Source organism: Streptomyces sp. NPDC021356 (assembly GCF_040641015.1).
Classification (GTDB): domain Bacteria; phylum Actinomycetota; class Actinomycetes; order Streptomycetales; family Streptomycetaceae; genus Streptomyces.
In genome coordinates, this window is the sequence record NZ_JBFACU010000003.1 from 346538 (window position 1) to 363796 (window position 17259).

The following is a 17259-nucleotide window of genomic DNA, read 5'->3' on the forward strand; positions in this document are numbered from 1 at the left end:
CGGTCCGGTGGTGAAGTGTCCGTGGCGCGAGTGCGGAATGTCCGCGGTCCGGTGGTGAAGTGTCCGCGGCGCGAGTGCGGAGTGCCCGTGGCCCGACGCGACGTGCCCGCGCCTCGCGCCCGGAGGGGCCGTGCCTCGCGCCCGAAGGACCGGCGGTGCCCGGCGCGGGGGGCGTCGACGCGCCATGATTTCGCTCACTGTACGGACCGGTCCGGGCGGAACGCGAGAGGGACCGGGGGAAGTTGGGAAAGGAGCTGTCCATCCGGCTGCACCGCGCACCGCTCCCGGAGTACCCTTCCTTGATCGTTGGGACGGGGATGCTCGGGGGAGCGGAAGGCGGTGCACGGGTGGGCTCGGGAGGCCTGGAGCTTCCCCCTGGTGACGAGGGTCACGAGGGGAACTCCGCAGACGTCCCGCCCGGCGCGGTGTCCCTGGCGCGGCCGATGGACGCGGGTGCCATCGGCCCGGAGCTGGACTGGGACGCCGACGCCTGGCGCGAGGTACGCACCCGCGCCCAGCGGGCCGGCCGGGCCTACATCTGGCTGAACCTCGTCGAACAGCGGCTGCGCGCCGTCGTCTCCGCGGTGCTGCGGCCCGTCTACGAACCCGTCCACGGCGACGACTGGGTGGTCGCCGCCGCCGGACCCGCCGGACAGGAGTGGGTGCAGCGCGCGGTCGCCGTCCGCGAGGTCAGCCGCCGCAAGGGCTACCTGCTCGACCCGGCCGACGACAATGTCGTCAGCTTCCTCACCCTGCCCCAGCTGCGCGAGCTGATGGTGCAGCACTGGCCCTGCTTCGAGCCCTACCTCGACGAGCGCCGCGACGTCGAACTCGCCCTCGACGAGCTGGAGGTGACCCGGAACGTCGTCTCGCGCAACCGGGCCCTGTCGGAGGCCGTGCTCAACCAGGCCGAGCGGGCCTCCGCACGCCTCCTGGAGATCCTCGGCACCGGCGGCGACGTGCCCTCCGCGCGGCGGCTGCCGGTCGACGCCGTCGAGGACCTGGTCGGCGACCGGTACGCGGACGTGGTCGCCGTGCACCCGGACCGGGTGCGGCTGCTGCGCCAGTTCCCGGCCGAGGACATCTTCGGCGGCGCCCGCCGCCTGGACGCCATCGGCATCGGCCTGAACCTGCTGGTGCAGAACTTCTCCGGCCGCCGCCTGGTGCGCCTGGCCGAGTCCGGCTGCCGGGTGCGGCTGCTGTTCCTGAACCCCGCCTCCAGCGCCGTCAAGCGGCGCGAGCGGGAACTCGGGCTCAAGCGCGGCGAGCTGAGCCGGTCGGTGGAGATGAGCATCCTGCACATGCGGCGGGTCCGCTCCCGGCTGCGCGACCCGGACGCCTTCGAGATCCAGGTCTACGACGAGACGCCGCGCCTGACCGCCTACCTGGTGGACGGCGACGGATCCGACGGCATCGCGGTCGTCCAGTCCCACCTGCGGCGCAGCCGGGGCATGGAGGCGCCGGTGTTCGTCCTGCGCAACGGGAGCAAGGTGGTCAAGTCGGATGAGGTGGGCGAAGGGGGACTCTTCTCCGCCTATCGCGAGGAGTTCGAGATGATGTGGGCGGATTCGCGTCCGGTGTCCTGACCCGTCTGAGACACCAGGAACGCCCGAAGCCGCCCGCGAAAGCGGAACGCGGCCCTCGGATTGTCAGTGGCGCATGCGAAGGTGGGGACCACTGGGGGAAGCACCACCGAGAAGGGGGGCCGCCATGGGCTGGCACCGGGAGCTGCTGATCGGGTTCGACCTGGAGACGACCGGGACGGATCCGCACGAGGCGCGCATCGTCACGGGCGCCGTGATCGAGGTCAGGGCGGGCGAGCCGCTGGGACGCCGGGAGTGGCTGGCCGATCCCGGCGTCCCGATCCCCAAAGACGCGGTCGCCGTGCACGGGATCAGCAACGAGCGGGCCGCCGCCGAGGGCCACCCCGCCGACCGGGTCGCGGACGCGATCGCCGACGTGCTGACCGGATACTGGAAGACGGGCGTACCGGTCGTGGCGTACAACGCGGCCTTCGACCTGACCCTGCTCTCCGCCGAACTGCGCAGGTACGGGCTGCCGTCGCTGAGCGAGCGCCTGGGCGGCGCCGAACCCGGCCCGGTCGTCGACCCGTACACCATCGACCGCGCGGTCGAGCGCTACCGGCGCGGCAAGCGCACCCTCCAGGCGGTCTGCACGGAGTACGGCGTCGTCCTCGACTCCGCCCACGACGCCGCGGCCGACGCGCTCGCGGCGGCCCGGCTGGCCGGTGCGATAGCCGGCCGCCACCCCAAGGTCGCGGCCCTCGGCCCGGCGGAGCTGCACCGCCGCCAGATCGAGTGGTACGCCGCCTGGGCGGCGGACTTCCAGAGTTTCCTGCGCCGCAAGGGCGACACGGCCGCGGTGGTCGACGGGACGTGGCCCCTGCGGCAGCCGGCGGACGAGACGGTCTGACGGCCGACGGCCGAACGCCCCGCGCGGGCGGCGAGGGGGAGGAGAGGCGCGAGGGGAGAGCGAGCGCAGAGCGGGTGAAGGGCCGGTCAGAAGGGGTACCAGCGCACCGTCTCGTCGCCGTCCCGTAGGGACGCCACCCGGCGTTCGAACTCGGCCAGCGCCTTGGGGTTGCTCGGGGCGTGCTGGGCGACCCAGGCGCAGCTGGCCGTCTCCCGGGCACCGCGCAGCACCGAGCAGCCCGCCCACTCCCGTACGTCCCAGCCGTAGACGGAGGTGAAGGAGTCGTAGGCCTCGGCGGGCAGACCGTAGCGGTCCCGGGACAGGGCCATCACCACCAGGTCGTGCTCGCGCAGGTCGGCGGAGAAGGTCTCCAGGTCGACCAGGACCGGCCCGTCCGGCCCGACGTGCACGTTGCGGGGGAGCGCGTCCCCGTGGATCGGGCCCGGCGGCAGGTGCGGGGTGAGGGCGGCGGCGGCCGTCGCGAAGCCGTCGCGGCGCTCGCGCAGGTACGCCGCGTCGGCCGGGTCGATCGCGTCACCGGCCAGCCGCAGCCAGCGTTCCACGCCGCCCAGCAGTTCGCGGGGCGGCAGCGGGAAGGAGGGGGAGGGCAGCGCATGGACGGCACGGAGCAGTTCCGCGAGGTCGCGCGGCTCGGCCGGGCGTACCGCATCGGGCAGCCGGTGCCACACGGTCACCGGGTGGCCCTCGACGAGCAGCGCCTCGGGCTCCGCCGCCCGGACCGCGGGCACACCGGTGCGCGCCAGCCAGGCGGCGATGTCCAGTTCGCGGCGCGCGCGGTCGAGGAGTTCGGCGTCACGGCCCACCTTGACGACCAGGTCACCGGCGGCGAACACGGCGTTCTCGCCCAGCGCCAGCAGCCGTGCCTCCGCTGCCGTCGGCCCCAACACCGCCCCTGCCGCCGCCAGCACCTCGCGCGCCCGTGCTTCGTCCATCGTCCGCCTCCCTGTCCGCAGATTTCCCGCTGTGCGTCGGCCAGTCTCGCATTGGCACAGGTGGGACCGTGTGCGCGGTCTCTTGACGGGACGCGGCGCCTTCACGACCATGACCAGGCCCGTCCCCGCCGCGCAGAGGGTTGATGAGACGTGACATCGCTGACCGAGGTGAGGACGCCGGCGCGCCGCGTGCCCGGTCCGGGCCTGCCCCGGCGCGGCCACGACCCCGGCGCCTGGTTCCTGGTGCTGCCCGCGCTCGTCCCCGTCCTGGTGCTCAGCGTCGGCCCGCTGCTCTACGGCGTCCTGCTCGCGTTCACCGACGCCCAGGCCGGGCGGACGGACCCCACCCGCTGGACCGGCACCCTCAACTTCCAGGACCTCGCGCACGACACGCTGTTCTGGGAATCGTTCCGCGTCGGCCTGGTGTGGGCCGTCGGGGTCACGGTGCCGCAGTTCCTGCTCGCGCTCGGCCTCGCCCTGCTGCTCGACCAGAACCTGCGGCTGCGCCCGCTGGCCCGGGCGCTCGCCATCATCCCCTGGGCGATGCCCGAGGTCGTCGTCGGCATCATGTGGCGGCTCGTCTACAACCCGGACGCGGGGATCCTCAACGAGACCCTGCGCGACCTCGGCCTCGGCGACGGCCGCGACTGGCTCGGCTCACTCGCGACCGCGCTGCCGGCCGTCGTCGTCGTCGGAGTGTGGGCGGGGATGCCGCAGACCACCGTCGCCCTGCTCGCCGGGCTGCAGAACACCCCACGCGAACTGCACGAGGCCGCCGCGGTCGACGGCGCCGGAGCCTGGCGCCGCTTCCGCACGGTCACCTGGCCCGCCCTCAGACCGGTCGCCCTCGCCATCACCGCGCTCAACCTGATCTGGAACCTCAACTCCTTCGCCCTGGTCTACGTGCTGACGGGCGGCGGTCCCGGCGGCCGGACCCGGCTGCCCACGCTCTTCGCCTACGAGGAGGCCTTCCGCTACGGGCAGTTCGGGTACGCGGCGGCGATGGGCTGCGTCCTGGTCGCCGTCGTCTCGGTCCTGCTGGCCGTCTTCCTCGTCGGCCGGCTCCGGGGAGGTGAGCGCAGTTGAGGACCTCGCCCCGCGCCCGCGCGGGCCAGTACGCCGCGCTGCTCGCCTATCTCGTCTTCCTGGCCTTCCCGCTGCTCTGGCTCCTGTCCACGGCGTTCAAACCGCCGCGCGAACTGGCGGACCTGCACCCCACCTGGGTCCCCCGCCACCCCACCCTCGCCAACTTCCGGCAGGCCTTCGACGAACAGCCGCTGCTGCACGCCGCCCTCAACTCCCTGCTGGCCGCGCTCGGTGCCGCGGTGATCGCCGTGCTGATCGGCACGCCGATGGCGTTCGTCATGGCCCGGCGCCGCTCCTGGCTCACCAGGGCGGCCACCGGATGGGTCGTGGTCAGCCAGGCCTTCCCCTTCGTGCTGCTGATCATCCCGCTCTTCCTGGTACTGAAGAACCTGAGGCTGATCGACTCCCTCGCCGGGCTGGTGCTGGTCTACGTGGTGTGGTCGCTGCCGTTCGCGCTGTGGATGCTCACCGGGTACGTCCGCGCCGTGCCGGCCGAGCTGGAGGAGGCGGCGGCCGTCGACGGCGCCGGGCGGCTGCGGACGCTGGTCTCGGTGACGGCGCCGCTGCTCGCCCCGGGGATCGTGGCGACGGCCCTGTTCGCGTTCGTCACCGCGTGGAACGAGTTCTTCTTCGCGCTGGTCCTGCTCAAGACACCGGGAAAGCAGACCCTGCCGGTCGTCCTCACCCACTTCATCGGCGCCGAGGGTGTCGCCGACCTCGGTCCGCTCGCGGCGGCGGCCTTCCTGGCCACACTGCCCTCGCTGCTGGTCTTCGCCCTCATCCAGCGGCGGATCACGGGCGGCATGCTCGCCGGGGCGGTGAAGAGCTGATGCGCGGCCGGCCCTCCTGGATCCTCGCCCTGGTCCTCACCGTTGTGCTCGCCGGCTGCGCGGGCGGTGGTGGGGGCGGTGGCCACGGCCGGATCACCCTGCGCTTCCAGTCCCTGGCCTGGCAGCAGGAGTCCGTGGCGGTCAACAAGGAACTGGTGCGGGAGTGGAACGCCGCCCACCCCGACGTACGGGTCGAGTACGTCCAGGGCAGCTGGGACAGCGTCCACGACCAGTTGCTGACCTCCTTCGAGGGCGGTGAGGCGCCGGACATCATCCACGACGCCTCCGACGACCTCGCCGACTTCGCCTACGGCGGCTACCTCGCCGACCTGACCGGACTGCTGCCCGCACGGCTGAAGACCGGCATACCGCGCCGCAGTTGGGAGACGACCACCTTCGGGCACGGGATCTACGGCGTGCCGTTCCTCCAGGAGCCGCGGGTGCTGATCGCCAACGCGCGGCTGCTGAAGGAGTCGGGCGTGCGGATTCCGACGCCCGCCCGGCCCTGGAGCTGGGACGAGTTCCGGCAGGTGAGCAAGCGGCTGAGCGGCGCGGGCGGATACGGGGTGGCCTGGCCGCTGAAGGAACCCGTCTCCGCCACGCTGAACCTGTCGCTGTCCGCCGGCGGGAGCCTGTTCCACCGCGGCCCCGACGGCCGGGTCACCGTCCGGTTCGAGGCCGCCGACCAGGTGGTGCCGCGCACCCTGCGCGAGCAGGTCGGCACCGACCACAGCGCCTCCCCCTCCACCCTGGGCAGCGGCGGCTCCGACACCCTGCCCGGCTTCTTCGCCGGCAAGTACGCGATGGTGCCGCTCGGGTTCTCCTACCGGCAGCAGATCCGGCAGCAGGCGCCCAAGGGCTTCGCCTGGCAGGTGCTGCCCGCCCCGGCCGGAGCCGACGGACTCGCCCAGGGGGTCAGCCCGCAGACCCTGTCGATCGCCGAGGACAGCCCCCACAAGAAGGAGGCCGCCGCGTTCCTCGACTTCCTCCTCCAGCCGGAGAACATGGTGCGCCTGGCCCTCGGCGACTGGATGCTGCCCACCGGCACCCGCGCGCTGCAGGCCCCCGCCCTGCACCGGACGGCGTACGGCTGGGCCACGGGCACGGCCCTCGTCGCCGGCCTGCGCAGCGCACCCGCGCAGTCCGTGCGGGGGTATCCCGAGTGGAAGGACAAGGTGGCCACACCGGCGTTCCAGGAGTACTACAGCGGAGCGATCGGCCTGGGCGAACTGCGGGAACGCCTGGAGAAGGACGGCAACCTGGTCCTGGCCCGCTATCAGCGCTGAAAAACGCGTTGCACGAGACGTCTCGTCTCGCCTAAGGTCGGGTGCATGACCGCTCCCGCCCACATCGCCATGTTCTCCGCCGCCCTGCACGGCCACGTCAACCCCAGCCTGGAGGTGATCCGCGAACTCGTCGCCCGGGGGCACCGGGTCACGTACGCGATCCCGCCGCTGTTCGCCGAGAAGGTCGCCGAGACCGGCGCCGAACCCAAGCTGTGGAACAGCACCCTGCCTGGACCCGACGCCGACCCGGAGGCGTGGGGGACGACGCTCCTCGACAACGTCGAGCCCTTCCTCGCCGACGCCATGCAGGCGCTCCCGCAGCTCACCGAGGCCTACGAGGGGGACGAGCCCGACCTCGTCCTGCACGACATCACCTCCTACCAGGCCCGCGTCCTCGGTCGCCGCTGGGGCGTACCCGTCATCTCGCTCTCGCCGAACCTGGTCGCCTGGAAGGGGTACGAGCAGGAGATCGCCGAGCCGATGTGGGAGGAGCCGCTGAAGACCGAGCGCGGCCAGGCCTACTACGCCCGCTACGGCGCCTGGCTGGAGGAGAACGGGATCACCGACCACCCCGACGTGTTCGCCGGTCAGCCGGCCCGCTCCCTGGTGCTGATCCCGAAGGCGCTCCAGCCCAACGCCGACCGGGTGGACGAGACGGTCTACACCTTCGTCGGCGCCTGCCAGGGCGACCGCACCGCCGAGGGCGACTGGCAGCGGCCCGCCGGCGCCGAGAAGGTCGTCCTCGTCTCGCTCGGGTCCTCCTTCACCAAGCGGCCGGCCTTCTACCGGGCGTGCGTCGAGGCGTTCGGCGACCTGCCCGGCTGGCACCTGGTGCTCCAGATCGGCCGGCACGTCGACGCCGCCGAGCTGGGCGACGTGCCGGCGAACGTGGAAGTACGGTCGTGGGTACCGCAGTTGGCCGTCCTCCAGCAGGCCGACCTGTTCGTCACGCATGCCGGGGCCGGCGGCAGCCAGGAGGGGCTCGCGACCGCGACGCCGATGATCGCCGTCCCGCAGGCCGTCGACCAGTTCGGCAACGCGGACATGCTCCAGGGGCTCGGCGTCGCCCGGCGCCTGGACACCGAGGAGGCCACCGCCGAGGCGCTGCGCACCGCCGCCCTCGCCCTGGTCGACGACCCCGAGGTGGCGCGGCGGCTGACGGACATCCGGGCCGAGATGGCACAGGAGGGCGGTACGTGCCGCGCGGCCGACCTGATCGAGGCGGAACTGGCGGCGGCCAGGGCGGCCCGGACGGCGTGACGGCGACGGTCCGGCCGCCCGCCCGGTAGCCCGGCAGGACGGCGGCCCGGCAGGACGGCGGCCCGGCGTTCTAAGGTGGACGGATGACGACGTATGCGGCGCTGCTGCGCGGGATCAACGTGGGCGGCAACAGGAAGCTCCCCATGGCCGCGCTGCGCGCGCTGATGCAGGAGACCGGGTACGACGGCGTCCGCACCTACCTCCAGAGCGGCCAGGCCGTCTTCACCACCGGGCACGGTGACGAGGAGTCGATCGCGGCGGAACTCGCCGCCGCGATCGAGCAGCGCTTCGGCCTCGCCGTGGACGTCATCGTGCGCGACCACGCCTATCTGCGGGCCGTCGCCGACGCCTGTCCCTTCCCGGCCGCCGACCTGGAGCCCCGGCAGCTCCACGTCACCTACCTGTCGGCCCCCGCCGACCCGGCCCGCTACGCGCGGATCGACCGGGCCGCCCACCTGCCCGAGGAGTTCCGCCTCGGCGACCGGGCGCTCTACCTGTACGCGCCGGACGGACTCGGCCGCTCCCGGCTCGCCGAGCAACTGGCCAGGCGCCCCGTGCCCAGGGGTCTGATCGCCACGACCCGGAACTGGAACACGGTCCTCAAGCTGGTGGAGATGACGGCAGGGTGACCTTCCGCACGCCGGTGTGCGTGGTGTACGAGGTGATCACCTCCGGGACGGTCAGGCGCGGATCCTCCTTGTAGAGCCGCCGCAGCTCCGCCTCGGTCCGGGCGGCGGCGACCCGGTCCACCAGGGCGATGTCGTCCTCGGTGAGCGAGGCGTCGTCCGAGATCCCGCGGCCCCAGGAGTCCCAGGGCAGCAGCTCGACGCCGTTCAGCGCGGCCAGGTCACGCAGCACGTCGCCGCCGACGAACCACAGCCCGGCGATCCCCTCCAGCCCGATCACGCCGAACCGCCGCGGGTCGGCCCGCCCCGTCCGGCAGGCCCGCCAGGCGTCGGCGGCCACGAGGAAGCGGTCGCGCGGCACGTCGGTCGGATCGAAGTCCAGGCCGTCGTACGTGTGGTGCAACTGAGCGTCGGCGAGCCGCCAACCCCCTTGCGGGGTACGGAACTCCGTGACCCAGTGGTCGGCGTGGTCGCCGCCCTCGAAGTACGTCGCGAAGCCGCAGCGGACGCGGGCGGGCGTCCCCGTGGCCCGCAGCAGCGAGCAGTGCAGCAGGGCGAAGTCGCGGCAGGTGCCCACGAACCGCGTCCCGGGCGGCCGGCGCACGGTGAGCGGCGTGGCGGCGCGTTCGCGCAGCAGGCGCAGGATCTCGCGGACGTACCGGGACTCGGCGTCCTGGTGCAGCCGGTCCGGGGGAATGGCGTAGCCGAAACGCTCGCCCTCGCCCCGGTGGATGACCAGGTCCCGCACGACCCCCGCGAGCAGGCCGGGATCGCGCGGCAGTCCGCTGACGTCGAGGTCCCCCGGATCGCTGTACGGCGTCTGTCTCAGGTGGCAGTCGTCCATGCCGTCCATGCCGTCCATGCCGTCCGTGTCGTCCGTGTCGTCCGTGTCGTCCATGGACGCGACCCTCGGCCTTGACCCTGGGGCAGGGTCAAGGCGGGGGCACGTCAGACCAGGGCGTCCAGCCGGGACAGCTCGTCGGGCGACAGCAGCACTTCGGCCGCGTCCAGGTTCTCCTCCAGGTGGGCGAGCGTGCCCGTGCCGGGCGTCGGGCAGAGCACGGGGGAGTGGTGCAGCAGCCAGGCCAGGGCGATCTGCGCCGGGGACGCCCCGTGCCCGGCGGCGATCTCGGCGCACACCGGGTCCCCGGCCAACTCGCCGTTGCCCAGCGGGAACCACGGCAGGAAGGCGATACCGTGCTCCTCGCACAGCCGCAGCAGCGGCTCACTGGCGCGGTCGAGCAGGTGGTAGCGGTTCTGCACCGAAACCACCTCCGTCAGCTCCAGCGCGGCCGAGAGCTGTTCGGCGGTGACGGTGTCCAGGCCGATGTGCCGGATCTTCCCCTCGCTCCGCAACTGCGCGAGCGTGCCCAGCTGTTCGGCCACCGGCACGGCCGGATCCAGCCGGTGCAGCTGGTACAGGTCGATCCGCTCGCGCCGCAGCCGGCGCAGGCTCGCCTCGCACATCGCCCGCAGCGAGGCCGGCCGCCCGTCCACGTGCCAGGCGTCGTCCCCGGTGCGGACCACCCCGCCCTTGGTGGCGACGACCACCCCCTCCGGGTAGGGGTGCAGCGCCTCGGCCACCAACTCCTCCGCGAGATGAGGACCGTAGTTGTCGGCGGTGTCGATCAGGGTCACCCCGCGCTCCACCGCCCGCCGCAGCACCGCCACCGCGTCCTCGGTGGCACCGCGCGGGCCCCAGTAGCCGGGGCCGGTGAGCTGGGCGGTGCCGTAGCCGAGGCGGCGTACGGGCAGGTCGCCGCCGAGTGTGAAGGTCTGCCAGGGCTGCACGTGGACTCCTGGGTCTCGGGGGAGCTTTGGGTCTGCGGGGGCTGTCGACGGGCGGTGAGCGGCGCATGGGAGGCTGCTCCCATGCGCTACATCATCATCGGGGCAGGGGCGGTCGGCGGTGCGGTCGGGGGGCGGCTCGCGCAGAGCGGGCGCGAGGTGGTGCTGGTGGCACGCGGCGCGCACCTCGCGGCGCTGCGCGCGCACGGGCTGCGGCTGAGGGTCCCGCAGGGCGAGGCGGTGCTCGACCTGCCCGCCGTCGAGGGGCCCGCGGAGCTGGGCCCGCTGCGCGCCGACGACGTGCTCGTCCTGGCCGTCAAGACGCAGGACACCCAGGCGGCGCTCGCGGCCTGGGGGCCGGCGCCGGTCGAGGGCGGCGGCACGGCGGCACAGCGGCTGCCGCTGCTGTGCGCGCAGAACGGGGTGGAGGGGCAGCGGCTCGCGCTGCGCGGCTTCCGCCGGGTCTACGGCGTCTGCGTGTGGCTGCCCGCCACGCACGTCGAACCGGGCGCCGTCTCCGCCGCGGGCACCCCGCTCACCGGCATGCTGCACCTGGGCCGCTACCCGCACGGCACCGACGACACCCTGCGGCGGATCGCCGCCGACCTGGAGTCGGCGCACTTCGAGGCGCCGGTCGTGCCCGACGTGAGCCGCTGGCAGTACGCCAAGCTGCTCGGCAACCTCGCCAACGCGATGGAGGCCGTCAGCGGCCCCCTGGTGAGCGAGGAGGCCGTGGCCCTGTACGCCAGGGTGCGCGCCGAGGGCGAGGCCGTGCTCGCGGCGGCGGGCATCGCCTACGCGAGCGCGGAGGAACAGAGCACCCTGCGCGGCGACAAGATCACCCTGGTTCCGCTGCCCGGCGCGCCGCGCGGCGGCGGCTCCTCGTGGCAGTCCCTCACGCGCGGCACCGGCACCATCGAGGCCGACCACCTCAACGGCGAGATCGTGCTGCTGGGGCGGCTGCACGGCGTACCCGCACCGCTGAACGAACTGCTGCAACGCCTCGCCAACTCCTTCGCCCGAAAGGGCCGGGCCGCCGGGTCGCTGCCGGTGGCGGAACTGGTCCGGCTGGCCGACGAGGTGGAGCAGGAAAACAGCCGCTGATTGGGCCGTGATCGTGCGCCAATGGGCCACTAGCGTCCAGGGCATGACCAGTACCCGTACACATACCGATCCGGGCACCGCGGCCCCCACCCGGGTCGACTTCTACTTCGACCCCGCCTGCCCCTTCGCCTGGATCACCTCACGCTGGCTGCTGGAGGTCGAGCGCGAACGCCCGCTCGACCTCCGGTTCCACGTGATGAGCCTGTTCCTGCACAACACGGGCGACGAACTGCCCGACTGGTACCGCGAACTGGTCGGCAAGTCGATCGGCCCGGTGCGCGTGGCCGTGGCCGCCGCCGAGCGGTACGGCGACGAGAAGGTGCTGCGCGACCTGTACACCGCCTTCGGCACCCGCATCCACGAGCGCGAGGAGACGGACTTCGACGCGGTCGTCACCGGCGCCCTCGCTGAACTCGGGCTCTCCGCCGACCTGGCGGGCGCGGCCCACGACCCGGCGTACGACGACGCCGTGCGCCGCAGCCACGAGGCCGGTGCCGAAGCGGAGTCGGGCGGGTACGTGGGGACGCCGACGATCCACGTCGACGCAGCGGTGTGGTTCGGACCCGTCCTGCGGGCGGTTCCCCGGGGCGCCGAGGCGGCCAGGCTCTTCGACAGCTTCCGGGTCCTGGCCGGACATCCGGACTTCTTCGAACTCAAGCGCACCCGCACGGGAGCGCTGCGCTTCGACTGAACGGAGTCCGGGCCGCCCCCGGCCCGCCCCCGTGTCAGGCGCCGAGGGCCGCGACCAGTGGCAACCGTGCCGCGTCGTACCGTTCGAGCAGCACCCGCGCGACCTCGGGCGCCGGGCCGAGCACATCGGCGAGCACGTCCGCCCCGGCCGCGCCGCGGGCGATGCGGTCCGGCAGGAAACCGGGCGCCAGGACGTACGGCGCGACCGCCACCCGCGCACAGCCCAGCTCCCGCAGTTCCCGCACCGCGTCCTCGGTGCGGGGAAGGGACGCGGAGGCGAACGCAGGCCGCACGGCGCACCAACCGGTACGCCACCACTCCCGCGCGATGTCGGCGATCACTGCGATCGCCTCCGGGTCGGAGGACCCCGCCGAGGCCAGGACGACCCCGGTCGAGGACTTGTCGGCGGGACTCAGCCCCGCCTCGTGCAGCCGGCGTTCCAGGGCCGCCGTCAGCAGCGGCGAGGGCCCCAGCACGTCGGCCTGCCGGACCCGCAGCCCCGGCGGTGCCTGGCGCAGCACCGCCGGGATGTCCGTCTTGGCGTGGAAGGCGCGGGTCAGCAGCAGCGGCAGCGCCACCACGTCCCGGACCCCGTCGGCGGCCAGGGTCTCCAGCACGCCCGGCACGGACGGCACGTCGAAGTCCAGGAAGCCGGTCTCCACCCGCAGCTGCGGACGCACGGCCCGCACCCGCCGCACCAGGGCGTGCACGGTCGCGGCATGCCGCGGATCGCGGCTGCCGTGCGCGACGACCAGGAGGACGGGCTGCGGGGACACGGGCGTTCAGCTCTTCACGAAGAGGCCGCGGCTGCGCAGCACCCACCGCTCCAGCGGACTGAAGATCAGCAGGTCGATGGCGATGCCGACGAACAGGATGAGGACGATGGCCTGGAACACCATGGACATCGAGCTGGCGTTGCGGCCGTTCTCCAGCAGCGCGCCCAGGCCGATGCCGAGGTCCGGCGAGGAGGCGATGATCTCCGCGGCCATCAGCGAGCGCCAGGAGAAGGCCCAGCCCTGCTTCAGACCGGCGAGGTAGCCGGGCAGCGCGGCCGGCAGCACGATGTGCCAGGCCCCGCGCACGCCCGTCGCGCCCATCGTGCGGCCCGCCCGCAGGAACAGCGGCGGCACCTGGTCGATGCCGGAGACCAGGCCGTTGGCGATGGACGGCACCGCGCCGAGCAGGATCACCGCGTACATCATCGAGTTGTCCAGGCCCAGCCAGATCACCGCGGGCGGCACCCAGGCCACCGACGGCAGCGACTGGAGCCCCGACAGCACCGGCCCGATGGCGGCCCGCACGAACTTCACCCGGGCCACCAGCAGGCCCAGCGGGGTGCCGATGGCCAGCGCGAACAGGAAGCCCAGCAGGCCGCGCGAGACGGACGTCCAGATGAAGCCGAGGAGCGTGCCCTGGAGCCAGGCGTCCTTGAACTCGCGGCCCACGTCGGAGGGCGAGGGCAGCTTCGTCGGGTCGTCGACCACGTGGAAGGTGATCAGCGCCTGCCACAGCAGCAGGAGCACCACGGCGGCCGTGATCGGCGGCAGGATCTTGTCGACGAAGGTCCTGCGGAAGGGCGTACGGCCGCTCTGGGTGACCTCCAGCGCGTCGAGTCCCGCCTCCACACCCCCCAGGCCCGCGTCCCGGCCGGTGGCTTCGGCGTCCTGCGCCGACGTCGTCTCAGTGCTGGCCATGGCGGCGGATCTCCCCACGCAGTACTTCGGTGATCTCCAGGGACAGTTCCGCGACGGGCGCGTCCTCGATGCGGCGCGGCTGCGGGATGTCCACCGTCCACTGACGGGCCACCCGCCCCGGCCGCGAGGACAGCAGCACCACGCGCTGCGCGAGCCGTACCGCCTCGCGCACGTTGTGCGTCACGAACAGGACCGAGACACCGGTCTCCTGCCAGATCCGGGTCAGCTCGTCGTGCAGGACGTCGCGGGTGATGGCGTCCAGCGCCGCGAACGGCTCGTCCATCAGCAGCAGGTTGCTCTCCTGGGCGAGCGCGCGGGCCATCGCCACGCGCTGGCGCATGCCGCCCGACAGTTCGTGCACGCGCTTGCCGTACGCGCCCTTCAGCCGGACCAGTTCGAGCAGTTCCTCGGCCCTGCCGCGGCGGTCCTGCTTCGGCACGCCCCGCAGCCGCAGGGCGAGTTCGATGTTCTTGCCCGCGGTCAGCCACGGGAACAGCGCGTGCTCCTGGAACATCAGCGCGGGGCGGCCGTCCGTGGTGATGGCGCCGGCGCTCGGCCGGTCAAGGCCCGCCACCAGGTTCAGCAGCGTGGACTTGCCGCACCCCGAGGCCCCCAGGAGGGTGACGAACTCGCCCGGAGCGACATCGAGGCTGATGTCGTCCAGGACGAGTTGCTGCCCGCCCGGAGCCGCGAAGGACTTCGAGACGTTCTCAAGGCGTGCCGCGTGCTCGACGGCCTCGGGGGCCTTGGCGAGGGTGGTCGTGGCCATGGTCGTCACCTCCTGGGAACTCGTCGGTCAGGGTCTGAGGGCTCTACCGGGCGCCGAGTCCGGCGTCGCTGACAGTGGGCTTGCCCTCCGCCTTCAGGACCTTGTTCAGGAGGGAGAGGTCGTAGATGCCGTCCAGCTTCGGCCGCTGGAGCAGGCCGGCCTTGACGGCGTGCCCGGCCTCGGTGTTCAGGGTCGCGGCCAGCGGGTCGTCAGTGATCCTGATGGACTTCCACGCCGGGTCGAGCACGTCGGCCGGCAGGGCCTTGCCGGAGTCGACCGCCAGTTGCCTGTTGGCGGCCTCCTTCGCCTGGTCCGGGTTGGCGTTGATCCACTTGTTGGTCTCGACGGACGCCTTCAGGACGGCCTCGACCGCCTCGGGGTGGGCCTTGAGGAACTTCTGCGACACGATGACGTTGGTGATGACGAACTTCTTGTCCGGCCACAGCGCGGACTCGTCGAGCAGCACCTTGGCGCCCTCGGCGACCAGCTTGGACGCGGTCGGCTCCGGCACCCAGGCGCCGTCGACGGCACCCGACTTGTAGGCGTCCGGGGTGACCTTGTTGTCGGTGCGGACCACCGACACGTCGCCCTTGCCGCTTGGCGCGTCGACCTTCCAGCCCTGCTCGGCGATCCAGTTGAGGAACGCCACGTCCTGGGTGTTGCCCAACTGGGGCGTGGCGATCTTCTTTCCCTTGACGTCCTTCAGCGACTTGATCTTCGCCGGGTTCACCACGAGCTTGACCCCGCCGGACGCCGAACCGGCGATGATCCGCAGGTTCTTGCCGTCCGACTTGGTGTACCCGTTGATCGCCGGGGACGGGCCGATCCAGCCGATGTCGATGGAGCCGGAGTTCAGGGCCTCGATCTCGGACGGCCCGGCGTTGAAGACCTGGTACTTGGCCTTGGTCGCCCCCAGGGACTTCTGGAAGAAGCCCTTCTGCACGCCCACCAGGGCGGTGGCGTGGGTGACGTTGCCGAAGTACCCGATCTTGACGGAGTCCAGGCCGTCGGTCTTCTGCGCGCCCGCGGCGATCTTCTGGTCGGCGGAGTCGTCCTTGGCGTTGGATCCGTAGCCGCAGGCGGCGAGCGTGAGCAGGGGAAGCGCGGCGGCCACGGCGAGGCCGCGGCGCAGGGCGGTGGAGCGGATGGCAGGCACGGGAGGTGTTCCTCTCGTTGGCCCGGCGGTCACGGTCTCTCAGGTCGTGGCCGGGAGGTCGGCAGGTCTTCGTCTACTGCGCAGGTGGGGGATGAGGGCGCGCATGCGGTGCGCGTACGTCAGCGCACACATCGGGCCACCCCGCCCTGTCCGCTGCCGAGGGCACCGCTGCCGACCCGGCCGCCCTCCTTGGCGAACATCGAGTAGAAATCGCAGGAGTTCATGGTCAGAAGTCCCAGCCGTCCTCGTCGGCGTCACCCTTGACCGGGTCCGGCGCGGCGAACGACTCGCCGACCATGCCCGCGGTCAGCGTGGTGCCGTCGGAGGGGTCGATGAGGATGAACGAGCCGGTACGGCGCGAGTCGGCGTACGAGTCGGCCGGCAGCGGCTCCGCGGTGCGGATCTTCACCCGGCCGATGTCGTTGGCGACGAGCTGCCCGGGGTGCGGGTGCAGGGACAGGTCGTCCAGGGTGAGCCGGGACGGGATGTCCTTGACGATCGCCTTGACCGTGCGGGTGCCGTGCTTGAGCAGCACCCGGTGGCCGACCGTCAGCGGGGCGTCGGCGACGTGGCAGACGGTCGCCTCCACGTCCTGGGTGGTCGCCGGCGCGTCCGCGCTCGGCACGATCAGGTCGCCGCGCGAGACGTCGATGTCGTCCTCCAGCAGCACGGTGACCGACTGGGTCGTCCAGGCCGCGTCGACCGGCACGCCGAGCAGGTCGATGCCGGAGATCCGCGAGGTGCGGCCGGAGGGCAGCACGGTGACCTCCTCCCCGACGCGGAAGGAGCCCGCCGCGATCTGACCGGCGTACCCGCGGTAGTCCGGGTGCTCGGCGGTGCGCGGACGGATCACGTACTGCACGGGCAGCCGCGCGTGGCAGTGCGCCAGGTCGTGGCTGACCGGGACCGTCTCCAGGTGCTCCAGGACGGTCGGGCCGCCGTACCAGTCCATGACGGCGGACGGCTCCACCACGTTGTCGCCGGCGAGCGCCGAGATCGGGATCGCGGTGACCTCGGGTACGCCCAGCTCGGTGGCGTACGCGGTGAACTCCTCGGCGATCGCCGCGAACACCGGCTCCCGGTAGCCGACCAGGTCCATCTTGTTGACGGCGAGGACCACGTGCGGCACCCGCAGCAGCGCGGCGATCGCGGCGTGCCGGCGGGTCTGCTCCACGACGCCGTTGCGGGCGTCGACCAGGATCACCGTCAGCTCGGCGGTGGAGGCGCCGGTGACCATGTTCCGCGTGTACTGCACGTGGCCGGGGGTGTCGGCGAGGATGAACCGGCGGCGCGCGGTGGCGAAGTAGCGGTAGGCCACGTCGATGGTGATGCCCTGCTCGCGCTCGGCCCGCAGGCCGTCGGTGAGCAGCGCCAGGTCCGGGGCGTCCTGGCCGCGGCCGGCCGAGGCGCGCTCCACGGCCTCCAGCTGGTCGGTGAGGACCGACTTGGAGTCGTGCAGCAGCCGGCCGACGAGGGTGGACTTGCCGTCGTCGACGGACCCGGCGGTGGCGAACCGCAGCAGGGTGGTCTCCGACAGCTGCTCGACCGACAGCGGCTCGGTGGGTTCGGTGGTGCTGGTCATGG

General features: G+C 72.8%; 16 protein-coding genes and 1 pseudogene. 9 read left to right on the forward strand and 8 right to left on the reverse strand.

The features are described from left to right. Positions 1-317: 317 nt before the first annotated feature. Positions 318-1586 carry an SAV2148 family HEPN domain-containing protein gene (locus AB0G56_RS05580; protein ID WP_360964265.1) on the forward strand — a complete coding sequence of 423 codons (1269 nt, stop codon included), beginning with the start codon at positions 318-320 and terminating at the stop codon, positions 1584-1586. A 124-nt stretch (positions 1587-1710) separates the two neighbouring features. Next, complete coding sequence (locus tag AB0G56_RS05585; RefSeq protein WP_360964064.1) at positions 1711-2433, forward strand: 3'-5' exonuclease; 723 nt, start codon at positions 1711-1713, stop codon at positions 2431-2433. Positions 2434-2519: 86 nt separating this feature from the next. Here AB0G56_RS05585 and AB0G56_RS05590 read toward each other — a convergent pair whose 3' ends face one another. Then, positions 2520-3386: an aminoglycoside phosphotransferase family protein gene (locus AB0G56_RS05590; protein WP_360964067.1), complete on the reverse strand. Its 867-nt coding sequence runs from the start codon at positions 3384-3386 to the stop codon at positions 2520-2522. Positions 3387-3536: 150 nt separating this feature from the next. On the opposite strand from AB0G56_RS05590, the gene AB0G56_RS05595 reads away from it, so the two are divergent. From AB0G56_RS05595 to AB0G56_RS05615, 5 genes and pseudogenes are all read left to right on the forward strand, one after another. Further along, positions 3537-4472: a sugar ABC transporter permease gene (locus tag AB0G56_RS05595; protein WP_360964070.1), complete on the forward strand. Its 936-nt coding sequence runs from the start codon at positions 3537-3539 to the stop codon at positions 4470-4472. Continuing rightward, positions 4469-5302: a carbohydrate ABC transporter permease gene (locus AB0G56_RS05600; protein ID WP_360964073.1), complete on the forward strand. Its 834-nt coding sequence runs from the start codon at positions 4469-4471 to the stop codon at positions 5300-5302. Before AB0G56_RS05595 ends, AB0G56_RS05600 begins: the two co-directional genes overlap by 4 nt. Further along, positions 5302-6588 (forward strand): sugar ABC transporter substrate-binding protein, encoded by a 1287-nt coding sequence (locus AB0G56_RS05605; RefSeq protein ID WP_360964076.1) that lies wholly within the window; start codon positions 5302-5304, stop codon positions 6586-6588. Before AB0G56_RS05600 ends, AB0G56_RS05605 begins: the two co-directional genes overlap by 1 nt. Beyond that, positions 6585-7848, forward strand: a pseudogene (gene mgt, locus AB0G56_RS05610) (macrolide-inactivating glycosyltransferase). The gene AB0G56_RS05605 and the pseudogene mgt overlap by 4 nt, the downstream one beginning before the upstream one ends. 83 nt (positions 7849-7931) lie before the next feature. Then, positions 7932-8477: a DUF1697 domain-containing protein gene (locus AB0G56_RS05615; RefSeq protein WP_360964079.1), complete on the forward strand. Its 546-nt coding sequence runs from the start codon at positions 7932-7934 to the stop codon at positions 8475-8477. Here AB0G56_RS05615 and AB0G56_RS05620 read toward each other — a convergent pair. Together AB0G56_RS05620 and AB0G56_RS05625 are read right to left on the reverse strand one after the other, a co-directional pair. After that, entirely contained in the window at positions 8449-9372 is a 924-nt protein-coding gene (locus tag AB0G56_RS05620; RefSeq protein ID WP_360964082.1) for a transglutaminase domain-containing protein, read from the reverse strand. The genes AB0G56_RS05615 and AB0G56_RS05620 overlap by 29 nt on opposite strands. Before the next feature lie 50 nt (positions 9373-9422). Further along, entirely contained in the window at positions 9423-10265 is an 843-nt protein-coding gene (locus AB0G56_RS05625; RefSeq protein ID WP_360964084.1) for an aldo/keto reductase, read from the reverse strand. 81 nt (positions 10266-10346) lie between these two features. Between AB0G56_RS05625 and AB0G56_RS05630 the strand changes: the two genes are divergently transcribed. Together AB0G56_RS05630 and AB0G56_RS05635 are read left to right on the forward strand one after the other, a co-directional pair. Further along, positions 10347-11366 (forward strand): 2-dehydropantoate 2-reductase N-terminal domain-containing protein, encoded by a 1020-nt coding sequence (locus tag AB0G56_RS05630; RefSeq protein ID WP_360964087.1) that lies wholly within the window; start codon positions 10347-10349, stop codon positions 11364-11366. Between the two features lie 43 nt (positions 11367-11409). Continuing rightward, positions 11410-12057, forward strand: coding sequence for a DsbA family protein (locus tag AB0G56_RS05635; protein ID WP_360964090.1), 648 nt, complete (start codon positions 11410-11412; stop codon positions 12055-12057). 34 nt (positions 12058-12091) lie between these two features. Here AB0G56_RS05635 and AB0G56_RS05640 read toward each other — a convergent pair whose 3' ends face one another. The 5 genes from AB0G56_RS05640 to AB0G56_RS05660 all read right to left on the reverse strand — a co-directional run bounded on the left by AB0G56_RS05640 (position 12092) and on the right by AB0G56_RS05660 (position 17257). After that, positions 12092-12832, reverse strand: coding sequence for a sirohydrochlorin chelatase (locus AB0G56_RS05640; RefSeq protein WP_360964093.1), 741 nt, complete (start codon positions 12830-12832; stop codon positions 12092-12094). Between the two features lie 6 nt (positions 12833-12838). Further along, positions 12839-13750, reverse strand: a complete 912-nt coding sequence (locus AB0G56_RS05645; protein ID WP_360964096.1) for an ABC transporter permease — start codon at positions 13748-13750, stop codon at positions 12839-12841. Next, positions 13737-14519, reverse strand: a complete 783-nt coding sequence (locus AB0G56_RS05650) for an ABC transporter ATP-binding protein (RefSeq protein ID WP_360964099.1) — start codon at positions 14517-14519, stop codon at positions 13737-13739. Before AB0G56_RS05650 ends, AB0G56_RS05645 begins: the two co-directional genes overlap by 14 nt. Before the next feature lie 43 nt (positions 14520-14562). Continuing rightward, positions 14563-15675 (reverse strand): aliphatic sulfonate ABC transporter substrate-binding protein, encoded by a 1113-nt coding sequence (locus AB0G56_RS05655; RefSeq protein WP_360964102.1) that lies wholly within the window; start codon positions 15673-15675, stop codon positions 14563-14565. 226 nt (positions 15676-15901) lie between these two features. Then, positions 15902-17257 (reverse strand): GTP-binding protein, encoded by a 1356-nt coding sequence (locus AB0G56_RS05660; RefSeq protein ID WP_360964104.1) that lies wholly within the window; start codon positions 17255-17257, stop codon positions 15902-15904. Positions 17258-17259 lie beyond the last annotated feature (2 nt).